This is a genomic window from Streptomyces flavidovirens DSM 40150 (assembly GCF_000429085.1).
Lineage (GTDB): Bacteria > Actinomycetota > Actinomycetes > Streptomycetales > Streptomycetaceae > Streptomyces > Streptomyces flavidovirens.
This window is the reverse complement of the sequence record NZ_AUBE01000032.1, coordinates 20,462-40,253: the sequence shown is the minus strand read 5'-3', so window position 1 is coordinate 40,253 and position 19,792 is coordinate 20,462. Positions and strand designations below refer to the sequence as shown.

14 protein-coding genes are annotated in these 19,792 nt (G+C 70.6%); 4 read left to right on the top strand and 10 right to left on the bottom strand.

Annotated features, from left to right (window positions below; genetic code table 11):
* Positions 1 to 80 precede the first annotated feature (80 nt).
* On the bottom strand, positions 81 to 578 hold the full coding sequence (locus G412_RS0128370; RefSeq protein WP_028815026.1) for an Rv3235 family protein: 498 nt from the start codon (positions 576 to 578) through the stop codon (positions 81 to 83).
* 278 nt (positions 579 to 856) lie between these two features.
* Here G412_RS0128370 and G412_RS0128365 point away from each other — a divergent pair, with 278 nt between their 5' ends.
* Positions 857 to 1,360 carry a DUF6912 family protein gene (locus tag G412_RS0128365; RefSeq protein ID WP_028815025.1) on the top strand — a complete coding sequence of 168 codons (504 nt, stop codon included), beginning with the start codon at positions 857 to 859 and terminating at the stop codon, positions 1,358 to 1,360.
* A gap of 87 nt (positions 1,361 to 1,447) precedes the next feature.
* On the top strand, positions 1,448 to 2,113 hold the full coding sequence (locus tag G412_RS0128360) for an HAD family hydrolase (protein WP_028815024.1): 666 nt from the start codon (positions 1,448 to 1,450) through the stop codon (positions 2,111 to 2,113).
* A gap of 375 nt (positions 2,114 to 2,488) precedes the next feature.
* On the opposite strand, the gene G412_RS0128355 is transcribed toward G412_RS0128360, so the two are convergent.
* Positions 2,489 to 3,055 carry a DJ-1/PfpI family protein gene (locus G412_RS0128355; protein ID WP_028815023.1) on the bottom strand — a complete coding sequence of 189 codons (567 nt, stop codon included), beginning with the start codon at positions 3,053 to 3,055 and terminating at the stop codon, positions 2,489 to 2,491.
* A 640-nt stretch (positions 3,056 to 3,695) separates the two neighbouring features.
* Here G412_RS0128355 and G412_RS0128350 point away from each other — a divergent pair.
* Positions 3,696 to 8,651 (top strand): NAD-glutamate dehydrogenase, encoded by a 4,956-nt coding sequence (locus tag G412_RS0128350; RefSeq protein WP_028815022.1) that lies wholly within the window; start codon positions 3,696 to 3,698, stop codon positions 8,649 to 8,651.
* Between the two features lie 64 nt (positions 8,652 to 8,715).
* On the opposite strand, the gene G412_RS0128345 is transcribed toward G412_RS0128350, so the two are convergent.
* The 3 genes from G412_RS0128345 to G412_RS0128335 are packed head-to-tail and all read right to left on the bottom strand — an operon-like array spanning position 8,716 to position 11,658.
* Positions 8,716 to 9,960 (bottom strand): glycosyltransferase 87 family protein, encoded by a 1,245-nt coding sequence (locus G412_RS0128345; protein ID WP_028815021.1) that lies wholly within the window; start codon positions 9,958 to 9,960, stop codon positions 8,716 to 8,718.
* A 26-nt stretch (positions 9,961 to 9,986) separates the two neighbouring features.
* A complete protein-coding gene (locus G412_RS0128340) occupies positions 9,987 to 10,709 on the bottom strand; it encodes an ABC transporter ATP-binding protein (RefSeq protein WP_028815020.1) in 723 nt (240 codons plus the stop codon).
* Positions 10,702 to 11,658, bottom strand: a complete 957-nt coding sequence (locus tag G412_RS0128335; protein WP_078607469.1) for an ABC transporter permease — start codon at positions 11,656 to 11,658, stop codon at positions 10,702 to 10,704. The genes G412_RS0128340 and G412_RS0128335 overlap by 8 nt, the downstream gene beginning before the upstream one ends.
* A gap of 126 nt (positions 11,659 to 11,784) precedes the next feature.
* On the opposite strand from G412_RS0128335, the gene G412_RS0128330 reads away from it, so the two are divergent.
* Positions 11,785 to 12,405 (top strand): TetR/AcrR family transcriptional regulator, encoded by a 621-nt coding sequence (locus G412_RS0128330; RefSeq protein WP_078607468.1) that lies wholly within the window; start codon positions 11,785 to 11,787, stop codon positions 12,403 to 12,405.
* Here the strand turns inward: G412_RS0128330 and G412_RS36375 are convergent.
* The 5 genes from G412_RS36375 to G412_RS0128300 form a co-directional block, all read right to left on the bottom strand.
* Positions 12,395 to 13,108 (bottom strand): response regulator transcription factor, encoded by a 714-nt coding sequence (locus G412_RS36375; protein WP_051338663.1) that lies wholly within the window; start codon positions 13,106 to 13,108, stop codon positions 12,395 to 12,397. The two genes, G412_RS0128330 and G412_RS36375, sit on opposite strands and share 11 nt — an antisense overlap.
* On the bottom strand, positions 13,105 to 14,598 hold the full coding sequence (locus G412_RS0128320) for a sensor histidine kinase (protein ID WP_208857945.1): 1,494 nt from the start codon (positions 14,596 to 14,598) through the stop codon (positions 13,105 to 13,107). The genes G412_RS36375 and G412_RS0128320 overlap by 4 nt, the downstream gene beginning before the upstream one ends.
* Complete coding sequence (locus G412_RS36370; protein ID WP_244283280.1) at positions 14,595 to 17,408, bottom strand: bifunctional SulP family inorganic anion transporter/carbonic anhydrase; 2,814 nt, start codon at positions 17,406 to 17,408, stop codon at positions 14,595 to 14,597. Before G412_RS36370 ends, G412_RS0128320 begins: the two co-directional genes overlap by 4 nt.
* 172 nt (positions 17,409 to 17,580) lie before the next feature.
* The gene (locus G412_RS0128305; RefSeq protein WP_028815015.1) at positions 17,581 to 18,492 is read right to left on the bottom strand and encodes a carbohydrate ABC transporter permease; all 912 of its coding nucleotides are present in this window, start codon (positions 18,490 to 18,492) and stop codon (positions 17,581 to 17,583) included.
* Positions 18,489 to 19,772, bottom strand: a complete 1,284-nt coding sequence (locus tag G412_RS0128300; RefSeq protein WP_051338665.1) for an ABC transporter permease subunit — start codon at positions 19,770 to 19,772, stop codon at positions 18,489 to 18,491. Before G412_RS0128300 ends, G412_RS0128305 begins: the two co-directional genes overlap by 4 nt.
* Positions 19,773 to 19,792: the final 20 nt, after the last annotated feature.

Here is a 19,792-nt window from a genome sequence, read left to right as displayed (position 1 = left end):
TGTTTCCCGGCCGGGGCCGGACACCGATGGGGTGTCCGGCCCCGGCCGCGTTCTGCGGGGAGTGGCTATGCCGGGACTGCCTATGCCGGGGCGCATGCCGCCGCCGGGGTGCCGCCCAGTTCGACGGCGGCGCACCGCCAGCGCAGGTCGCGGCCCTGCTCCAGGCGGAACGCCATCGCCCGTACCTGATCGCCCGCCGCGATGCTCGCGAAGGCCTCGACCACGCCCGGGCGCGGGTGGAAGCCACCGCAGGTCCGTACGACGGGGAGTGTGCCGCGCGTGCGCAGTGGGGTCCGGGGCGCCAGCTGGACGAGCTGCTCGTATGCCTCGCCGATGGTGTGGCCGAGCATCCAGTGGACGGGGCGCCGGCCGCTGAGGACCGCCAGCAGGCGCTCGGCGAACTGTTCGTGGGGGGTGGGGCGGTGGTGGGGGTGGCGCGGTGCGGTGGGCGCGGGGGTGGGTGTGGGTGCGGGTGCTCGGGTGGGGGTGGGCGTGCGGGGTCGGGTGCGGGCGGGGGGCGTCGTGGCCGGCCTGCGCTGGTCGCGGCGTCCTTGTGGCCGGGTGCTGTCCTTGCTCATCTCAGTGCCCCGCTCTCCGGCCCGGCCGTGATACCGGGCAGTAACTTCTGTTGGTGATCTTCTACGGGAGGGCGGACGGCGGCGGCAAGGGGCGGTCGGTGTGGGAGGCGTCGGCCGTCGGAATCACCTATCCGGGTGACGGGAGGCAGTCCTGGGGCGGTGGCCGGCCGACGGGCGGGTCGACGGGTGGACGGCGCGGGGGCCGGGGACCACCACCCCGAAAGGGGACTCCGTACGTATCCTTGAGGCCGTCTCCCGACTACGAAAGCGGCCTGCTCATGCGCGTCTACGTCCCCCTGACCCTTCCCGGTCTCGCTGAGGCGCACAAGGCGGGACAGCTGGGGCCCGGCCCGCTGACGGCCTACGCCGTGACGCCGGGCCTGCGCGAGTGGTACGTCTCGGACGACATCGAGGAGCTCGAGTACGCCGCGCTCAACCGCGCCGCGGCGGCTTCGCTGCGGCTGCTGGCGGGGGACCCCGGCGCCGCCCGGCGCCGGGTCGTCGTGGCAGTCGACGTACCCGACGGAGACGCTGTCGCCGACCCCGACCGGGGACTGGATTCGGCGGGGATCGGCGAGGTGCGGATCGCTGCCGCGGTGCCGCTGAAGAAGGCGGCGGCGGTGCATGTCGACGCGGACGACGCGGAGGCGGATGTGACGGCGGCTGCCGCGGCGCTGGGGGCGGCGGACCACGGGGACGACGACGCGCAGTTCACGGTGGACGGGGCGGAGGACCACGAGCTGCTGTGGTTCGGGGTGCAGGAGATCCCCAATTTGATCTGACCGGCTCAGTCCGGGCATCAGCGGTGTCTGCGGTTCTGCGGTGTCTGCGATGTCTGCGTTGTCGTACCCGGTGGGTACCTTCTTGGAATGGGGAAGCACACGACGACGCATCTCGTCTGGGACTGGAACGGCACGCTGCTCGACGACATCAGTGCGGTCATCGGGGCGACGAACGCGGCGTTCGCGGAGATCGGCATCGAGCCGATCACGCTCGCGCGGTACCGGGAGCTGTACTGCGTGCCCATCCCCCGCTTCTACGAGCGGCTGATGGGGCGGCTGCCGACGGACGCGGAGTGGCTGGTCATGGACGAGGCCTTCCACCGGCACTACACCGAGCTGCGGGTGGTGTGCGCGCTTGCCCACGGGGTGGAGGAGCTGCTCGTGGAGTGGCGGTCCGCGGGGCGCAGCCAGTCGCTGCTGAGCATGTACGGGCATGAGCAGCTGCTGCCGGTGGTGCGGCAGTACGGAATCGAGCGGCACTTCGTGCGGGTCGACGGGCGGACCGGGCCTTCCGGCGGCAGCAAGGCCGCGCACATGGCGCGCCATGTCGCGGCGCTCGGCGGCGTCACGCCGGAGCGGGTGGTCGTGATCGGCGACGCGGTCGATGATGCGGTGGCGGCGGCGCATGTGGGGGCGCGGGCGGTGCTCTATACGGGGGGCTCGCACAGTCGGGCCAGCCTGGAGCCGGCCGGTGTTCCGGTGGTGGACACGCTTGCGGAGGCGGTGGAGCTGGCGGAGCGGTGGGTGGGGTGACGCCGGCCCCCTGACCCCGTCGCTCTTGACCCCGCCGCGCTTGACCCGCGGCTCTGCGGTGCGGTGCTCGGGGGCCTGCGGCGCTTTCCCCTACCCGCCCCCTTCCCGAACTGGGGCTCGGCCCCAGACCCCGCTCCTCAAACGCCGGAGGGGCTGGAAGTGTCCGGGGGAGGGAGAGCCGGAGGCTGGGATCGCCCGAGGCAACGGCAGCCGGGGCCGGGAGTGAGCCGTAGCCCGGCAGCTGGGGCTGGGATTGCCCCAGGGGGAGCGGCGGCCGGGGGCCCGGATTGCCCGGCGGAGCGGCCAGCCGGGGCTGGACGTGCCCAGGGGAGTGGCAGCCGGGGGCTGGGAGGGGGGCCGTGGTTGTGGTGGTGGTTACGTTGTTGGGTTTTTCGTGTGCAGGATCTTTAGGAACTCTCGCATCCAGGCTGAGTGGTCCGGCCAGGCGCGGGCCGAGACCAGGGTGCCGTCGACGACCGTTTCGGCGTCCTGGAAGGTCGCGCCCGCTGCCTGCATGTCGAGTTCAAGGGCCGGATACGCCGTGACCCTGCGGCCCGCCAGGCCGTCCACCGCCGCTGTCAAAAGCGGGCCGTGGCAAATCTGGGCCACGGGCTTGTCCGAGTCGAAGAAGGCCTTGAGGATCTTGCGCAGCTCCAGGTCGTTGCGCAGGTACTCGGGTGCTCGGCCGCCCGGGATCACCAGGGCGGCGTACTGGCTCGGTTCGACTTCAGAGAACGCCAGGTCGGCGGGCCAGGTGTAGCCGGGCTTCTCGGTGTACGTGTCGAAGCCGGGTTCGAAGTCGTGGACGACGAACTGGAGCTTCTTGCGGGCCGGGGCGGCGATATGGACTTCGTACCCCTCCTCGCGCAGGCGCTGGTACGGGTAGAGGACTTCCAGCGATTCCGCTGCGTCACCGGTGACAATGAGGATCTTGGGTGCCATGGGTGTGTGCTCCCCTCGGTCTGTGCCGTCTCGGTCAACGTGCGTCGGCGGTCGGCGGCCGGCGCTTGCCACGGCGCCGGGCCGGACCGGCGGCCGGAGGCCGCCGCAGCGGCCTCGAAGCCTGTGAGGCGCCCTGGCGCCGAGCAACGCGAGAGACGCGTCGAGGAGAGGTGTCGATGAGGATCTTGGGTGCCATGGGTGTGTGCTCCCCTCGGGCGGGCCGTGCCGTGCCGTCCGGTTCAACGTGCACCCGGCGGCGGCGTTTGCCAAGGCGCCCCGCCGGGTCCGTCAGGAGCTTCGGGCGGCGGTCGTCGCTGTCCACAGTGTCAAACTTCCGGGCTGGTTTTGTACACCGATCGGACATGACGGGGCCCCCGTGCGGCGGGATAGCCTGGTGCCGTGATCAGCGCGATAGCCCTCGGGGGCAGTGAAGCCCCCGGCAAGCGCCCGGAGTGCCCATGCGCCCGGGCGGCGCTCGCTGGTCCCCGAAACCCCGACCGGTCATCAAAAATGGCCAATAACGTCATGGGTATCTCTCACCGCGGCATAACGTCGACACCGACCGGATACCCGCGTCGTGGCGTTGTGTCACCCTTCTTCACCTACGTCACGCAACGGCGCGCGACAGGAGCCAGAGGACATGCAGACCAAGCTGGACGAAGCCAAGGCCGAGCTGCTCGTACGGGCGGCCCGGGTAGCTGAGAACAGCCCGGCCGGGGGGCAACCTTCGACTGGGTCCACGAGTGAAGGCACTCCCGACAGGGAGACGCTCCTCGCGTACCTCCAGCGCTACTACCTGCACACGGCCCCCGAAGACCTCGCCGACCGCGACCCGGTCGATGTATTCGGCGCGGCGCTCTCGCACTACCGGCTGGCGGAGAACCGCCCGCAGGGCACCGCCAACGTCCGGGTGCACACCCCGACCGTCGAGGAGAACGGCTGGACCTGCAGCCACTCCGTCGTCGAGGTGGTCACCGACGACATGCCGTTCCTGGTCGACTCGGTCACCAACGAGCTGTCCCGGCAGAACCGCGGCATCCACGTCGTGATCCACCCGCAGGTCACCGTGCGCCGCGACGTCACCGGCAAGCTGATCGAGGTGCTCGCCGCCGACGGCGTGCGCAGGGGAGAGAAGCTGCCGCACGACGCGTGCGTCGAGTCCTGGATCCACGTCGAGATCGACCGCGAGACCGACCGGTCGGATCTGAAGCAGATCACCGCCGACCTGCTGCGCGTCCTGAACGATGTCCGCGAGGCCGTCGAGGACTGGGAGAAGATGCGCGACTCGGCGCTGCGCATCGCCGAGGAGCTGCCGAGCGAGCCCACCGCCGACGACCTGCGTGACCAGGAGGTCGACGAGGCCCGCGAGCTGCTGCGCTGGCTGGCCGCCGACCACTTCACCTTCCTCGGCTACCGCGAGTACGAGCTGACCCAGGACGACGCGCTGTCCGCCGTTCCCGGCACCGGCCTCGGCATCCTGCGCTCCGACCCGCACCACAGCGGCGACGAGGACCACCCGGTGAGCCCGTCGTTCAGCCGGCTGCCCGCCGACGTCCGGGCCAAGGCCCGCGAGCACAAGCTGCTCGTACTGACGAAGGCCAACAGCCGCTCGACCGTGCACCGGCCCAGCTACCTCGACTACGTCGGCGTGAAGAAGTTCGACGCGGACGGGAACGTCGTCGGCGAGCGGCGCTTCCTCGGGCTGTTCTCCTCGGCCGCGTACACCGAGTCCGTACGCCGTGTCCCCGTCGTCCGCCGCAAGGTCGCCGAGGTCCTCGACAGCGCGGGCTTCTCGCCCAACAGCCACGACGGCCGCGACCTGCTCCAGATCCTGGAGACGTACCCGCGCGACGAGCTGTTCCAGACGCCCGTCGACCAGCTCACGTCCATCGTGACGAGCGTGCTCTACCTCCAGGAGCGGCGCCGGCTGCGGCTCTACCTGCGACAGGACGAGTACGGGCGTTACTACTCCGCGCTGATCTACCTGCCGCGCGACCGCTACACGACCGGTGTGCGGCTGCGGCTCATCGACATCCTCAAGGAGGAGCTCGGCGGCACCAGCGTCGACTTCACCGCCTGGAACACCGAGTCGATCCTCTCCCGCCTGCACTTCGTCGTCCGCGTCCCGGCCGGCACCGAGCTGCCGACCCTCACCGACGCCGACACCGAGCGCATCGAGGCGCGCCTGGTCGACGCGGCCCGCTCCTGGGCCGACGGCTTCTCCGACGCGATGAACGCCGAGCTGGGCGAGGAGCGCGCCGCCGAGCTGCTGCGCCGGTACGGTCACGCCTTCCCCGAGGGCTACAAGGCCGACCACTCGCCGCGCGCCGCCGTCGCCGACCTCGTCCACCTCGAACAGCTGACACACGGCCGCAACAGCTTCTCGCTCTCCCTGTACGAGCCGGTGGGCGCCGGACCCAACGAGCGCCGCTTCAAGATCTACCGGATCGGCGAGCAGGTCTCCCTGTCCGCCGTCCTGCCCGTGCTCCAGCGCCTCGGCGTCGAGGTCGTCGACGAGCGTCCGTACGAGCTGCGCTGCGCCGACCGTACGCACGCGTGGATCTACGACTTCGGCCTGCGCATGCCCAAGTCGAACGGCAACGACGGCTACCTGGCCGACGACGCGCGTCAGCGTTTCCAGGAGGCGTTCTCGGCCGTGTGGACCGGGCAGGCCGAGAACGACGGCTTCAACGCCCTCGTCCTGAGCGCCGGCCTGGACTGGCGGCAGGCGATGGTGCTGCGCGCGTACGCGAAGTACCTGCGCCAGGCCGGTTCGACCTTCAGCCAGGACTACATGGAGGACACCCTCCGCAACAACGTCCACACCACCCGGCTGCTGATCTCGCTCTTCGAGGCGCGGATGTCGCCCGAGCGCCAGATCGCGGGCACCGAGCTGACCGACGGGCTGCTCGAAGAGCTCGACGGCGCGCTCGACCAGGTCGCGTCGCTCGACGAGGACCGGATCCTGCGGTCTTTCCTGACCGTCATCAAGGCGACGCTGCGGACCAGTTTCTTCCAGCGGACCGAGTCCGGTGAGCCGCACGGGTACGTCTCGATGAAGTTCGACCCGCAGGCCATCCCGGACCTCCCCGCGCCCCGCCCGGCGTACGAGATCTGGGTGTACTCGCCGCGCGTCGAGGGGGTCCACCTGCGCTTCGGCAAGGTCGCGCGCGGTGGTCTGCGCTGGTCGGACCGGAGGGAAGACTTCCGGACCGAGGTGCTGGGCCTGGTCAAGGCGCAGATGGTCAAGAACACGGTCATCGTGCCGGTCGGTGCCAAGGGCGGGTTCGTCGCCAAGAACCTGCCGGACCCGTCCGTCGACCGTGACGCGTGGATGGCCGAGGGCATCGCCTCGTACAAGACCTTCATCTCGGCGCTTCTCGACATCACCGACAACATGGTGGCGGGCGAGGTCGTGCCGCCGAGAGACGTCGTGCGCCACGACGAGGACGACACGTACCTCGTCGTCGCCGCCGACAAGGGCACGGCGACCTTCTCCGACATCGCCAACGAGATCGCGATCGCCTACAACTTCTGGCTCGGTGACGCCTTCGCGTCCGGTGGCTCGGTCGGTTACGACCACAAGGGCATGGGCATCACCGCCCGCGGTGCCTGGGAGTCCGTCAAGCGGCACTTCCGCGAGCTCGGCCACGACACGCAGAACGAGGATTTCACGGTCGTCGGCGTCGGTGACATGTCGGGTGACGTGTTCGGCAACGGCATGCTGCTCAGCGAGCACATCCGGCTCGTCGCGGCCTTCGACCACCGGCACATCTTCATCGACCCGACCCCGGACGCGGCAACGTCGTACGCCGAGCGCCGCCGTCTCTTCGAGCTGCCGCGCTCCTCGTGGGCCGACTACAACATGGACCTGCTGTCGCCCGGCGGCGGCATCCACCCGCGCAGCGCCAAGGCGATCCCGATCAACTCGCACATCCGCGAGGCGCTCGGCATCGAGCGGGGCATCACCAAGATGACCCCGGCCGACCTGATGAAGGCGATCCTCAAGGCGCCCGTCGACCTGCTGTGGAACGGCGGCATCGGTACGTACGTCAAGTCCTCGGCGGAGTCCAACGCCGACGTCGGTGACAAGGCGAACGACGCCATCCGCGTCAACGGCGAGGACCTGCGGGTCAAGGTCGTCGGCGAGGGCGGCAACCTGGGCGCGACCCAGCTCGGCCGCATCGAGTTCGCCCGCCGCGGCGCGGGCGGCGAGGGCGGCCGGATCAACACCGACGCCATCGACAACAGCGCGGGCGTGGACACCTCCGACCACGAGGTGAACATCAAGATCCTGCTGAACGGGCTTGTCGCGGACGGTGACATGACCGTCAAGCAGCGCAACAAGCTGCTCGCCACGATGACCGACGAGGTCGGCTCGCTCGTCCTGCGCAACAACTACGCGCAGAACACCGCGCTGGCCAACGCGGTCGCCCAGGCGCCCTCCCTCCTCCACGCCCACCAGCGCTTCATGCGCCGGCTGGAGCGTGACGGGCACCTGAACCGCCCGCTGGAGTTCCTGCCCAACGACCGGCAGATCCGCGAACTGCTGAGCGCGGGCCGCGGCCTGAGCCAGCCGGAGCTCGCCGTCCTCATGGCGTACACCAAGATCACGGTCGCGGACGAACTGATCCACACCGGCTTGCCGGACGACCCGCACCTGCGGAGCCTGCTGCACGCGTACTTCCCGAAGGCGCTGCGCGAGAAGTTCGGCGAGCAGATCGACGCGCACGCGCTGCGTCGCGAGATCATCACGACGGTGCTGGTCAACGACACCGTGAACACCGGTGGCTCGACCTTCCTGCACCGTCTGCGGGAGGAGACCGGCGCGTCGATCGAGGAGATCGTACGGGCGCAGTTCGCGGCCCGCGCGATCTTCGGCCTGAGTGAAGTCTGGGACGCCGTCGAGGCGCTCGACAACAAGGTCGCGGCCGACGTCCAGACCCGGATCCGGCTGCACTCGCGCCGCCTCGTCGAGCGCGGCACGCGCTGGCTGCTGGGCAACCGGCCGCAGCCGCTGCAGCTCGCCGAGACCATCGAGTTCTTCAGCGCCGGTGTGGCGCGGGTCTGGGACGAGCTTCCCAAGCTGCTGCGCGGGGCGGACCTGGAGTGGTACCAGGGCATCCTCGACGAGCTGACGGACGCGGGTGTTCCCGAGGAGCTGGCGCTGCGGGTGGCCGGGTTCTCGTCCGCCTTCCCGACTCTCGACATCGTCGCCATCGCGGAGCGCTCCGGGAAGACGCCGATGCAGGTCGCCGAGGTGTACTACGACCTCGCCGACCGCCTCTCCATCACCCAGCTGATGGACCGGATCATCGAGCTGCCGCGGGCCGACCGCTGGCAGTCCATGGCCCGCGCCTCCATCCGCGAGGACCTGTACGCGGTGCACGCCGGCCTGACGCAGGACGTGCTGTCCGTGGGCGATGGGGCCTCCTCGCCGGAGGAGCGCTTCAAGGCGTGGGAGGAGAAGAACGCGGCGATCCTCGGCCGCGCGCGCACGACGCTGGAGGAGATCCAGGGGTCGGACGCGTTCGACCTGGCGAACCTGTCGGTGGCCATGCGGACGATGCGGACGATGCTGCGTACGCGCGTCTGATCCGTACGCAAATGGAAGAGAAGGGGCGCCCCGCACCGGAAGGACTCGGTGCGGGGCGCCCCTTTCACGCACTCCCGGAGGACGACCACAGCCTGCGGCAGGACAGCACGGTGGCGGTGAGGAGCAGGCCGTTGCGTACGACCATGACCGCGCACCCCAGCGGCGTGCCCGACACCACGTCGTCGTACAGCACCGGATAGGCGAGCGCGCTCACGGCGGCCGCCGGCAGCAGCAGCGCCGCCACCGGGCGCTGGGTGGTGGCACGCGAGGTCAGGCAGACGGCGGCCAGGCCGAGCAGCCACACCAGGTACTGCGGGCTGATCACCCGGCTGGTGACCGTGAACAGGAGTACGGCGGCCAGCGCGGCGTCGAACGGCGTCGCCGGTGTCCAGCGGCGGGCCCTGACCCGCCACACCAGCAGCCAGCAGAAGGCGGCGGCGGTGAGGAGGAGGGACGCCTGGGCGAGGGCCGGGACGTACGGTCCGGTCAACTCCATGGCGCCGTAACGGTATTCGGCCGTGCCCGGCCAGCCCGCGAGCCGCCCCAGGGACAGCGCGGTTCCGGCCAGCGACTCGATCTGCACGCCTCTGCTGCCCTGCTGGCGCAGGAAGCCGAGGGTGTGCGAGAAGCCGAACGCGAGGACGGCGAGCAGCGCGGCCGCACTGGCGGCGGCGGACAGCCAGGCGTCTTTGCCGGCACGTCCGCGAGGGGCGCCCAGCAGCGTGAGGAGTGGCCAGACCTTCACCATCGCGCCGAGCCCGGCGAGCGCACCGCCGACGCGGGGCCGCCCGTGCAGGGCGAGCAGGGCGAGTGCGGCGAGTGCGGTGACCTGGACGTCGTACCGGACGAGGGGCAGGTGCAGGAGCAGCGGCAGCGCGCACACCCACATCCACGCACCGGCCGTGCTGCGGCCGGGCCGCCGCCCCGCGCGCGCGAGCGCGCAGGCGACGAGCGCGTCGGCGGCGAGGGTGAGGACGAGGAAGCCCTGGAAGTACGTGAGTCCGGGCAGCGCGCCCGGCCCGAGGATCACCAGGGCCGCGCCGGGCGGGTACTGCCACATGGCGTCGTCGAGGGGGAAGTCGCCCCGCGCGAGCTGCCCGTACCAGCCGTAGTAGATGTGGTGGACCTCGCCGCTGATCGTTCCCACGTCGAAGGCGGCGAGGGGCTGTGCGAGCAGGGCGAGCATGACCAGGCGGGTGGTGAGCCAGACGGCGCCGAGTGCGCGGGCGAAACGGCGCGCGGCTGCCGCGGACGTGGGGGAGCCGGGGACGGTGTTCGCGTCGGCGGCCGGGATCTGGTCGGTCGTCATCAACGCGCACTTTAGCCATCTCCGGGCTATTTCTTCGGCTTTGTGTGGGCCTCGTAGGCGGCGACGACGTCCTTCGCGGGCCCGTCCATCCGCAGCGTCCCCGCCTCCAGCCAGAGCGCCCGGTCGCACGTCTCGGTGACCGTCCTGTAGTTGTGGCTGACCAGGAAGACGGTGCCCGCCTCGGCGCGGAGCTCGGCGATGCGGGCCTTGCTGCGGCGCTGGAAGGCGGCGTCGCCGGTGGCGAGCGCCTCGTCGATCATCAGTACGTCGTGGCTTTTGGCGGCGGCGATGGAAAAGCGGAGGCGGGCCGCCATGCCGGAGGAGTACGTACGCATCGGCAGGGTGATGAAGTCGCCCTTGTCGTCGACACCGGAGAAGTCGACGATCTGCTGGTAGCGCTCACGGACCTGCCGGTGTGACAGGCCCATCGCCAGGCCGCCGAGTACGACATTGCGCTCGCCGGTCAGGTCGTTCATCAGCGCCGCGTTGACGCCGAGGAGCGAGGGCTGTCCCTGGGTGTAGAGGTGGCCGCGGGCGGGTGGGAGCAGGCCGGCGACCGCTTTGAGGAGCGTGGACTTCCCGGACCCGTTGGAGCCGATGAGGCCGATGGCCTCGCCCTTGTGCGCGACGAAGGTGACGCCTTTGACGGCGTGCACTTCGCGGGTGCGGCCCCCGCTCTGGACCTTGTAGGTGATGTGGATGTCGTCCGCGATGACGGTGGGGGTCGGTGCGTCACTCTTTTCAGCCACGGCCGTACGTCTCCTCTGCCTGCCAGAAATAGATGAAGCCCCCCACGCCCGTGAGCAGCGCCCAGCCTGTGGCGACGAGCCACACATGCGGGGGCAGCCGGGCGGCGGTGAAGCTGTCGATGAGCGCGAAGCGCATCAGATCGATGTAGACGGCGGCCGGATTGCACTGCAGCGCCACGGCCACCAGGTGCGGCACCCTGTCGCTCCGCAGGACGTGGCCGACGCTCCACATGACGCCCGAGACGTACATCCAGGTGCGCAGGACGAACGGCATGAGCTGGGCGATGTCCGGGGTCCGGGACGCCAGCCTCGCCATGATCAGCGCCAGGCCCGTGTTGAACAGCGACTGGAGGGCGAGTGCGGGCAGTGCCAGCAGCCAGGACGGCCGGGGGAACTGCCCGAAGCAGCAGAGGATCACCGCCAGCGCGGCCATCGAGAAGAGCAACTGCTGGAGCTGCTGGACGGCGTACGCGACGGGGAGTGAAGCACGCGGGAAGTGCAGGGCGCGGACGAGAGCCAAGTTGCCGGTGAGGGCGCGGGTGCCCGCCAGGACGGTGCTGCTGGTGAAGGTCCAGACGAAGACGCCGGTGACCAGGAACGGCACGAAGTCGGCGATGTCGTCCTTGGTGCGGAGCAGGACGCCGAAGATGAAGTAGTAGACCGCCGCGTTGAGCAGCGGAGTCATGATCTGCCAGAGCTGGCCCAGCCTGGCCCGGCTGTACTGCGCGGTCAGCCGGGCGGTGGCGAACGCGGTGACGAAGTGACGGCGGCCCCAGAGCAGGCGGGTGTACGCGGGGAGCGAGGGCCGGGCGCCGCTCGCGGTGAGGCCGTGGCGGGCGGCCAGTGCGGCCAGGTCGGTGGCGGACGGGGCGGAGGGGGTGGGCACGGTGGGTGCAGCGGGCTCGGTGGGCGCCGGGGTGTGGGCGGGCGGTGTCGAGGTCAGGGTCACATCGGCGGCTTTCGGTGGGGGCGGCGGCGAGCGTGCGACGGAACGGGACCGTATCGTCGCTACGGTGACAGTACGGGTGACGTACGTCGAAACGCAACCGTTCCGTCGTGACGCTATGCTTCGCGCATGAGCGCCGACCCGCGACCGACCACGCCCACGCCACCCCGCCGCGCCCCCGCCGGAGCCGCCGTGCTCAGGGAGGACGTGACCGACGCCATCCGTGCCGCCGTCTTCGGGGAACTGGCCGCCGTCGGGTACGCGCGCATGTCGATCGAGGGCATCGCCCGCCGGGCCGGCGTCGGCAAGACGGCCGTCTATCGCCGCTGGAAGTCCAAGCTCGCCCTTGTCCTCGACCTCGTCTCCGCCGTGGCGGCCGAGGGCCTGCCCGCACCGGCGACCGGTTCGCTGTACGGCGACGTACGGGCCCTGCTCGAAGTGGCCGCTCACGCGCTGCGCCACCCCGTCGCCTCACAGGTCGTCCCCGACCTGCTGGTCGAGGCCGCGCGTCACCCCGAGATCGCCGACGCGATCAAGTCGGCACTCCTGGACGGACAGCACGGGGTCGCCGCCGCCGTCGTACGGGACGCGGTCGCGCGCGGCGAGCTGCCCGAGGGGGCTGACGCGGACCGGGCTCTGGACCTGATCGTGGGGCCGCTGTACTGGCGGCTCGTGGTCGTGCGTACCGCGATGCCCGCCGGATATCTCGACGATCTGGCGGCCTCGGCGGTCGCCGCGCTCAAGGCCTGACGGGACCGGCCGGCCGGCCGGGCGCTTCCTCCTCGGCCGGGTCGCCGAGCCGGTAGCCACGGCCGCGGACGGTGGTGATCCGGTCGGCGCCGAGTTTGCGGCGGAGGTAACGCACGTACACCTCGACGACGTTGGAACCTTCCTCGGCGTCGTTGCCCCACACCGTGGCCAGCAGTCGTTCACGGGGCAGCACGCGTCCGCAGTCGCGCATCAGGGTCTCAAGCAGGAGGGACTCGCGGGCGCTCAGGCCGACCGTACGGCCGTCCACGTGAGCTTGACGCGTTCTCAGGTCAAGGGCGACGGCGCCGCGCCGCAGCACGTAGTCGTCGTCGACCTCACGCAGCCGGAGCCGGACACGGGCGAGCAGCTCCTCGAAACGGAACGGTTTGGCCATGTAGTCGTTCGCGCCGCCTTCGAGGCCCGCGACGGTGTCCTCGACGCTGTCGCGGGCGGTGAGGATGATCACCGGCAGACAGGAGCGTGCGGCGCGGAGCTCGGACAGGACCGTGAACCCGCTCTTGCCCGGCAGCCCCACGTCGAGGATCAGCAGGTCGTAGGCGCCGGTCAGGGCTTCGTCGTGGGCGCGCCGGCCGTCGCTGACGACGGTGGTGACGAAGCCGTGGGCCCGGAGCCCTTTCCGGAGGAACGAGGCGATGCTCGGCTCGTCCTCGGCTATGAGGATGACGGGTTCGGCCGGGCTCATCGCGCCTCACTGAACACGGCGTCGCGGTCCGCTCCGCCGGGGGCGAGGGGGATGAGCAGGGTGAAGGTGGCACCGCGGCCGGGGTGATTGCGCAGGGTGACCCGGCCGCGGTGGGCCTCGGCGATCGCCTTCACGATGGCCAGACCGAGTCCGGCGCCGGCGGTACGGCGGATCCGGGTGGCTCTCGCGAACCGGTCGAAGACGCGGTTCTCCTCCTCGGGGGGTACGCCCGGCCCGCTGTCGCGCACCCACAGCTCGGCGGTCCCGCCGCGTACCCGCCACCCGATTCGGATGGGGGCATGCGGCGGCGTGTGCTGGGCCGCGTTCTGCGCGAGCTGGACCAGCGCCTGGGTCAGCCGGTGCCGGTCGGCGTGCACGGTCACAAGCTCTGGCGATGGGGGAACTTCGAGGATCCAGTGATGGGGCGCCAGGGCCGATGCCTTGACGTAGACCTCCTCGACCAGTTCGCACAGGTCGACGTCGGCGGGGTGCAGGAAGTCCGGGTGGCCGGCGTGGGTGAGCGTCAGCATGTCCTTCACGATGCGGTTCATCCGGTGCAGTTCGTCGGTCACCAGAGCGACGGTGGCCTGGCGGTCGGCCGGGTCGGCGTCGATCAGTTCCAGGTGGCCGAGGACGATGGTGAGCGGCGTACGCAGCTCGTGCCCGGCGTCGTCGATGAACTGCCGCTGGGTGGCGAACGCCTGCTCCAGCCGGTCCAGCATGGCGTTGAAGGTCCTCGCCAGCTCGGATATCTCGTCGTTGTCGTGTACGGGGATGCGGGTGGCCAGGTCGGACTCGTTGATCGACCTGACGGTGTCCCGGAGCAGCCGCAGCGGCGCGAGGAGGCGGCTCGCGAACACCCAGCCGACGACGGCGGCCAGGAACAGCGAACCGAGCCCGATGAAAGCTTCCACCCGGATGGTGTCGGCTATCTCGGCGTATTCACGGTCGGTGAAGGTGGCGATGACGAAAACGCCGCGACGGTGATCGCCCTCGACGGACACGGGCACCACGGCATACCGGACGTGCCCGGCCCGGGTGTGGGTGTCCCCGAACGCGGGCCGGCTGGCGGCGGCGAACTCGGCCACCAGCGCGGGATCGGTGTCCAGCCGCGCGGGCGGGGGGATGGCGGTCCGCCGGAACGGCACACCGTCGACGATGGTCAGCATGGTCTGATGCTTGTCCGGAACCTGGTTCCGCAGCACCGCCTCCATCAGTTCGCGCACCCCGGTCGACGGCTGGTTCACGGCAGGGCGGTGGTCGTCGAGGAAGACCCGCAACTCGCCCACCTCCTGGGCTATTCGCGCATCGATACGTTCCCCCGCACGGGTCGACAGCAGGACGCTCTCGGCGGCGGTGACAGCACCGAGGGTGAGGACGAGGAGCAGCAGCATCCGCCCGAGCATGCGCAACTGGACCGAGCGGAACAGGCTCGGGCCGCTCGGCTCGTGCGGGCCGCAGGGGACGGCTCCCGCTCGGCGGCGGCTCACCCGTCGTCACCGTCCCCGCCCTCCCCGTCGTCGTCACCGTCCCCGCCGTCGTCGTCCCCGCCGTCACCCCTGCCGTCACCGTCCCCGCCGTCACCCCTGCCGTCGTCGTCCCCGCCGCCGCCGTCGTCCCCGGCGCGACCTCTGGCGGGGGGTGCCGGGGACGACGACGTTGACGTCACCCCGGCGGGCAGCGGCTCGCCCGGCGGCACCGGCTCCGCTTCCGTCGGCCGCGGGGCCGGCTCGCTGGGGCCCGGTGCGCTCGTCGGGCGGGCCGATGGGGCCGGGCGTACCGGCGCCGGAGCACGGCCGGGTGGGGCTGACGACGTCGGCTGTGGTCCCGGCGCCGGTGCCACGGACGACGCTGTCGGACCGGACGCGGGCCCGGTCGCGGGCCCCGTCACCCGCCCCGCCTCCGCAGGTGCCGGAGTGGTACGCCGGACGACGACGGAATCGCCGAGACGCGGGGGCGGTTCACGGTCGGCACAGGAGACCGGCGCCGCCGCGATCGGCGCCACCGCGGCGAGGAAAGCCGCCGTACGCCGAAGGGACCGCTTCATGCGGTGACAGCCTCCCGCGCACGCTCTTGGCTCGCGGCCGCCACGGACGTGCCCTTGGCCCCCACCGGAGCGAATGTGCCGGAGGCGGCGTCCAGGACGTACATCTCCGCCTCGGCGATGTCGAAGTACATCCCGGTCAGTCGCAGCGCGCCGGAGTCGACCCGCGCTGACAACCGGGTGAGTGAGCAGATTGTCGAGTTGCTGGATGACGTTGAGCCGGGCCAGCCGGGCCTGGTCGGTGCCTTCGCCGCTCTCCCCTTCCGCCGCCGAGTCGACGCGGAAGCGGGCCATCGTGTGTGCGCCGTGGCGCAGCCACTCGTCCAGGGGAGAGCCGGCCGCTTCCGTACCCGTCCCGTCGAGCAGCGCCCCCATGGCGCCGCAGCCGGAGTGGCCGCAGACGGTGATGCTGCTTACGCCGAGGACTTCGGTCGCGTACTGGATCGCGGCGGCCACCGAGGTGTCCCCGCCGTCCAGGCCGCCGTCCTTCCCGCGGCGCGGGATCAGGTTGCCGATGTTGCGCACGGTGAAGAGGTCACCAGGGCCACTGGCCGTCATCAGGGCCGGAACCAGTCGCGAGTCGGAACAGGTGATGAACAGTTGCGACGGGGACTGACCGGCCTCCGAGAGCTGCGCCAGAACCGCTCGTAGCTGCGGAGCGGTGATCCGCTGGAACTCGTTCACGCCGTGCAGCAGATGCGCCTCCGGCGCCGCCTCGGGCCGTCGTACGGCCCACGGGAAGAACGCGGACACCGTGGCGGCGGCGGACTTGCGGCCCGCCGGGGTGCCGGACGCCGCGTTCTCGTACCAGCTCTCGTGGATCTCGTCGATGTCCACCCGGCCGCCGAGGCGTTCGTGGGTGGTGCGCCAGGCGTGCAGGGCCTCGAACGCGGCGTGGTCCAGGTAGTCCACGCGCAGGTCCACGTCGACCGTCGCACCGGGGGCCACCCGGGACAGGACCCGGTTCAGCTTCGGGACGGCGGCGAAGGTCAGCGAACCCTCGACCACGACGTGCCAGTGCTCCCCGGTGTGCTCGGTGCGGATCTTGGTGTGGGTGAGCCGGTACAGCGCCTGCAGTACGGCCACACCGATGCCCAGCAGGACGCCCTCCAGCAGGTTCAGTTCGACCACGCCGAACGCTGTGACGACGTACACCATCAGTTCCCGGTGCTGCCGCAGGTGGCGGATCTCCTTGGCACTCACCATGCGTACGCCGACGACCACCAGCAGCGCGGACAGCGCGGCGAGCGGGATCTGCTCGATCAGCCCGGCGGCCAGCGCCACGAAAACGACCACCCACACCCCGTGGAGGACGGCCGAGGCCCGGCTGCGCGCACCGGCCTTGGCGTTGGTGGAGCTGCGCACGATGACACCGGTGACGGGCATCCCGCCGAGCAGCCCGGACGTCGAGTTGGCCAGGCCCTGGCCGATCAGCTCGCGGTTGAGATTCGCCCGGGGCCCCTCGTGCATCCGGTCCACGGCGACCGCGGACAGCAGCGACTCGATGCTCGCGATCACCGCCATGGTCAGTACGGCCAGAACGACGGCGCTCCAGCTTCCCTCGGGCAGTTCAGGAGTCAGGTGCACATTCAGTACGTCGCCGGGCAGCTCCACCCGGGCGGCGTCCAGCGGTGCCACGACCGCGGTCACCGTGGCCAGCGTGATCGCCACGAGAGCGGGCGGCAGCGCGCCGGCCTTGGCCGGCAGCTTGGGCCAGAGGAGCATGACGGCGATGGTGAGGGCGCCCGCCACGGCCGCCGCCGGGTTCAGGCTCATCACCTGGCCGGGAAGTGCGGTGAGGTTGTCGGTGGCGGAACTGCGGGCGTGGCCGCCGAGTACGACGTGCACCTGGGCCAGCGCGATGGTGATGCCGATGCCCGCCAGCATGCCGTGCACGATGGCGGGCGAGATCGCCAGCGCGGCACGGGCCACGCGCAGACAGCCGAGCGCGATCTGGACCAGGCCCGCCGCCACCGTGATGGCGCACGTGGCCTGCCACCCGTACGTGTCCACGAGCTCCGCGACGATCACGGTCAGGCCCGCGGCGGGCCCGCTGACCTGGAGCACGGAACCGCCGGTGGCGCCCGCGACGATGCCGCCGACCGCCGCGGCGATCAGGCCGGCGGCGATCGGGGCGCCCGAGGCCAGGGCTATGCCGAGGGACAGCGGTATCGCGATCAGAAAGACGACGACCGAGGCGGGCACGTCGTAGCGGAGATTGCGGAGATTGCGGAGATTGCCGAACAGGGGAGGCATCTGTGCGTCCTTCACCAGAGCGTGGGGATGCGGATGCCACCCAGGTAAGGCCCGGGCGATGAATCAGGCAGGCGGGGTCCGGGACTGCGGGTTTGTCATTCGATTGCCATTCCATGAAGCCCCGATGAGAAAGTTCTCAGCGTTGCTCCACGGCTGCCCCTGTTGATCCTCCCTACTTCACCGCGCCGGCCATCACGCCGGACACGAACTGCCGCTGGAACGCGAAGAAGACGATCAGCGGGATGATCATGGAGATGAAGGCGCCGGGCGCCAGGATGTCGATGTTGTTGCCGAACTGCCGTACCTGGCGCTGGAGCGCCACCGTGATCGGCGGGTTGGCCGAGTCGGCGAAGATCAGCGCGACCAGCATGTCGTTCCAGACCCACAGGAACTGGAAGATGCCGAGCGAGGCGATGGCGGGACCGCCGAGTGGCATCACGACGCGCGTGAACAGCCGGATTTCGCCCGCCCCGTCGAGCCGCGCCGCCTCCAGGAGCTCCCTGGGGATCTCCGCGAAGAAGTTGCGCAGAAGGAAGATGGCGAAGGGCAGGCCGAAGGCGACGTGGAAGAGGACCACGCCCGCCGTGGTCTCGAAGATGCCGATCTTGCCGAAGAGTTCCGACACCGGGACGAGGGCGACCTGCACCGGAACCACCAGCAGGCCGACGACCACCAGGAACCACCAGTCGCGGCCGGGGAAGTCCATCCACGCGAAGGCGTACCCGGCCAGCGAGCCGATCACCACGACCAGGACGGTCGACGGGACGGTGATCATGATCGTACTGAGCAGGGAGTCGACGATGGTGTTGTTGTCGAGGAGATTGGCGTAGTTGTCGAGGGTGAGGCCGGCGGGGGCGGAGAAGACCTTCCACCAGCCCGTCTCCGCGATGTCGGTGGGGCTGCGCAGTGACGAGAACAGCAGCCCGATCGTCGGCATCAGCCAGAACAGCGCGACCAGGATCAGGAAGATCCGTACCGCGCCGCCGCCCGCGCGCGCCGCGATCCGCGCGGGCAGGGACTGCTTGGCCTTGATGGGGGCCTCGGTGGTGGTGGTCGTGGGGGGCGTGGGGGCCGTGGTGGTCATCGGCGGCTCTCCTTTCGCATCCGTCGGATGTTGAAGAGCATCACCGGGACGACCAGCAGCAGGAGCAGTACGGCGATGGCGCTGCCGATGCCCGGGTCCGCGTCCGTACCGAACGACGAGCGGTAGAGCTGGAGCGCCAGCACGTTCGCGTCGTCCTGCGACGACCCCGGCGCGATGATGAACACCAGGTCGAAGATCTTCAGTACGTTGATCATCAGAGTGACCAGCACCACCGCGAGGACGGGCGCCAGCAGCGGGACCGTGACGCGGCGGAAGACCTGCCACTCGTTGGCGCCGTCGACGCGGGCCGCCTCCAGGAGCTCGCGCGGCAGGCCCGCGAGCCCGGCCGCGATCAGCACCATCGCGAAGCCCGCCCACATCCATACGTAGCTGCCGATGATGGCGGGGGTCACCAGGCCCGGACCGAGCCAGTCGACCCCGTTGTAGGGCTCGCGGAAGTTCGAGGCGGGGAAGCGGAGTTCGGCTCCGTCCGCCTTGGCGGAGAGGGTGAAGGTGCCGTCGGCGCCGGCTTTCGCCGAGTCGACGACCTTGCCGTCCTTCACCGCCTCGACCTTGATGCCCTTGAGGCCGAGCTCCTTGGGGTCGATGGTGTTGGGCCTGCCGCCGCCGCCCTTCGTGAAGTCCAGCCAGGCCGTGCCCGTGACCTTGTCCGGCGCCGTCTTGGCGGGCGCGGCGATCTCGGCGTCGCCCGGCATCTTGGCGGGCGGTACGCCGACCAGCGGCAGCAGGACCTGTTCGCCGGCTCTGACGGGCTGTTTCGTGACGAAGGAGCCGCCGCCGCCCGCTTCCAGCGGATGGACCGGCAGGGGGCGGGCCTTCGGGAAGCCGGCCGATTCGGAGAACATGTCGTGGACGCTCACCGCGACGGCGTTGGCGACCCCGCGCTCCGGATTCTGCTCGTACACCAGCCGGAAGATGATGCCCGCGGCGAGCATGGAGATCGCCATCGGCATGAAGACCAGCAGCTTGAACGCCGTACCCCAGCGGATGCGTTCGGTGAGTACGGCGAATATCAGGCCCAGGGCCGTCGAGACCGCGGGGGCGACGACCACCCAGATCGCGTTGTTCTTGACGGCGGTCAGGATGGTGTCGTCGGTGAAGATCTCGACGAAGTTGCCGAATCCGGCGAAGTTGTCGCCCGACTTGTCGAAGAAGCTCCGGTAGACCGAGTACCCGATCGGGTAGACCACGAGCGCACCGAGCAGCACCAGGGCGGGCAGCAGGAAGCCGGCCGCCATCAGTTTGCGCGTACCCGTCACGCTCTTGCGTGTGCCCTTGT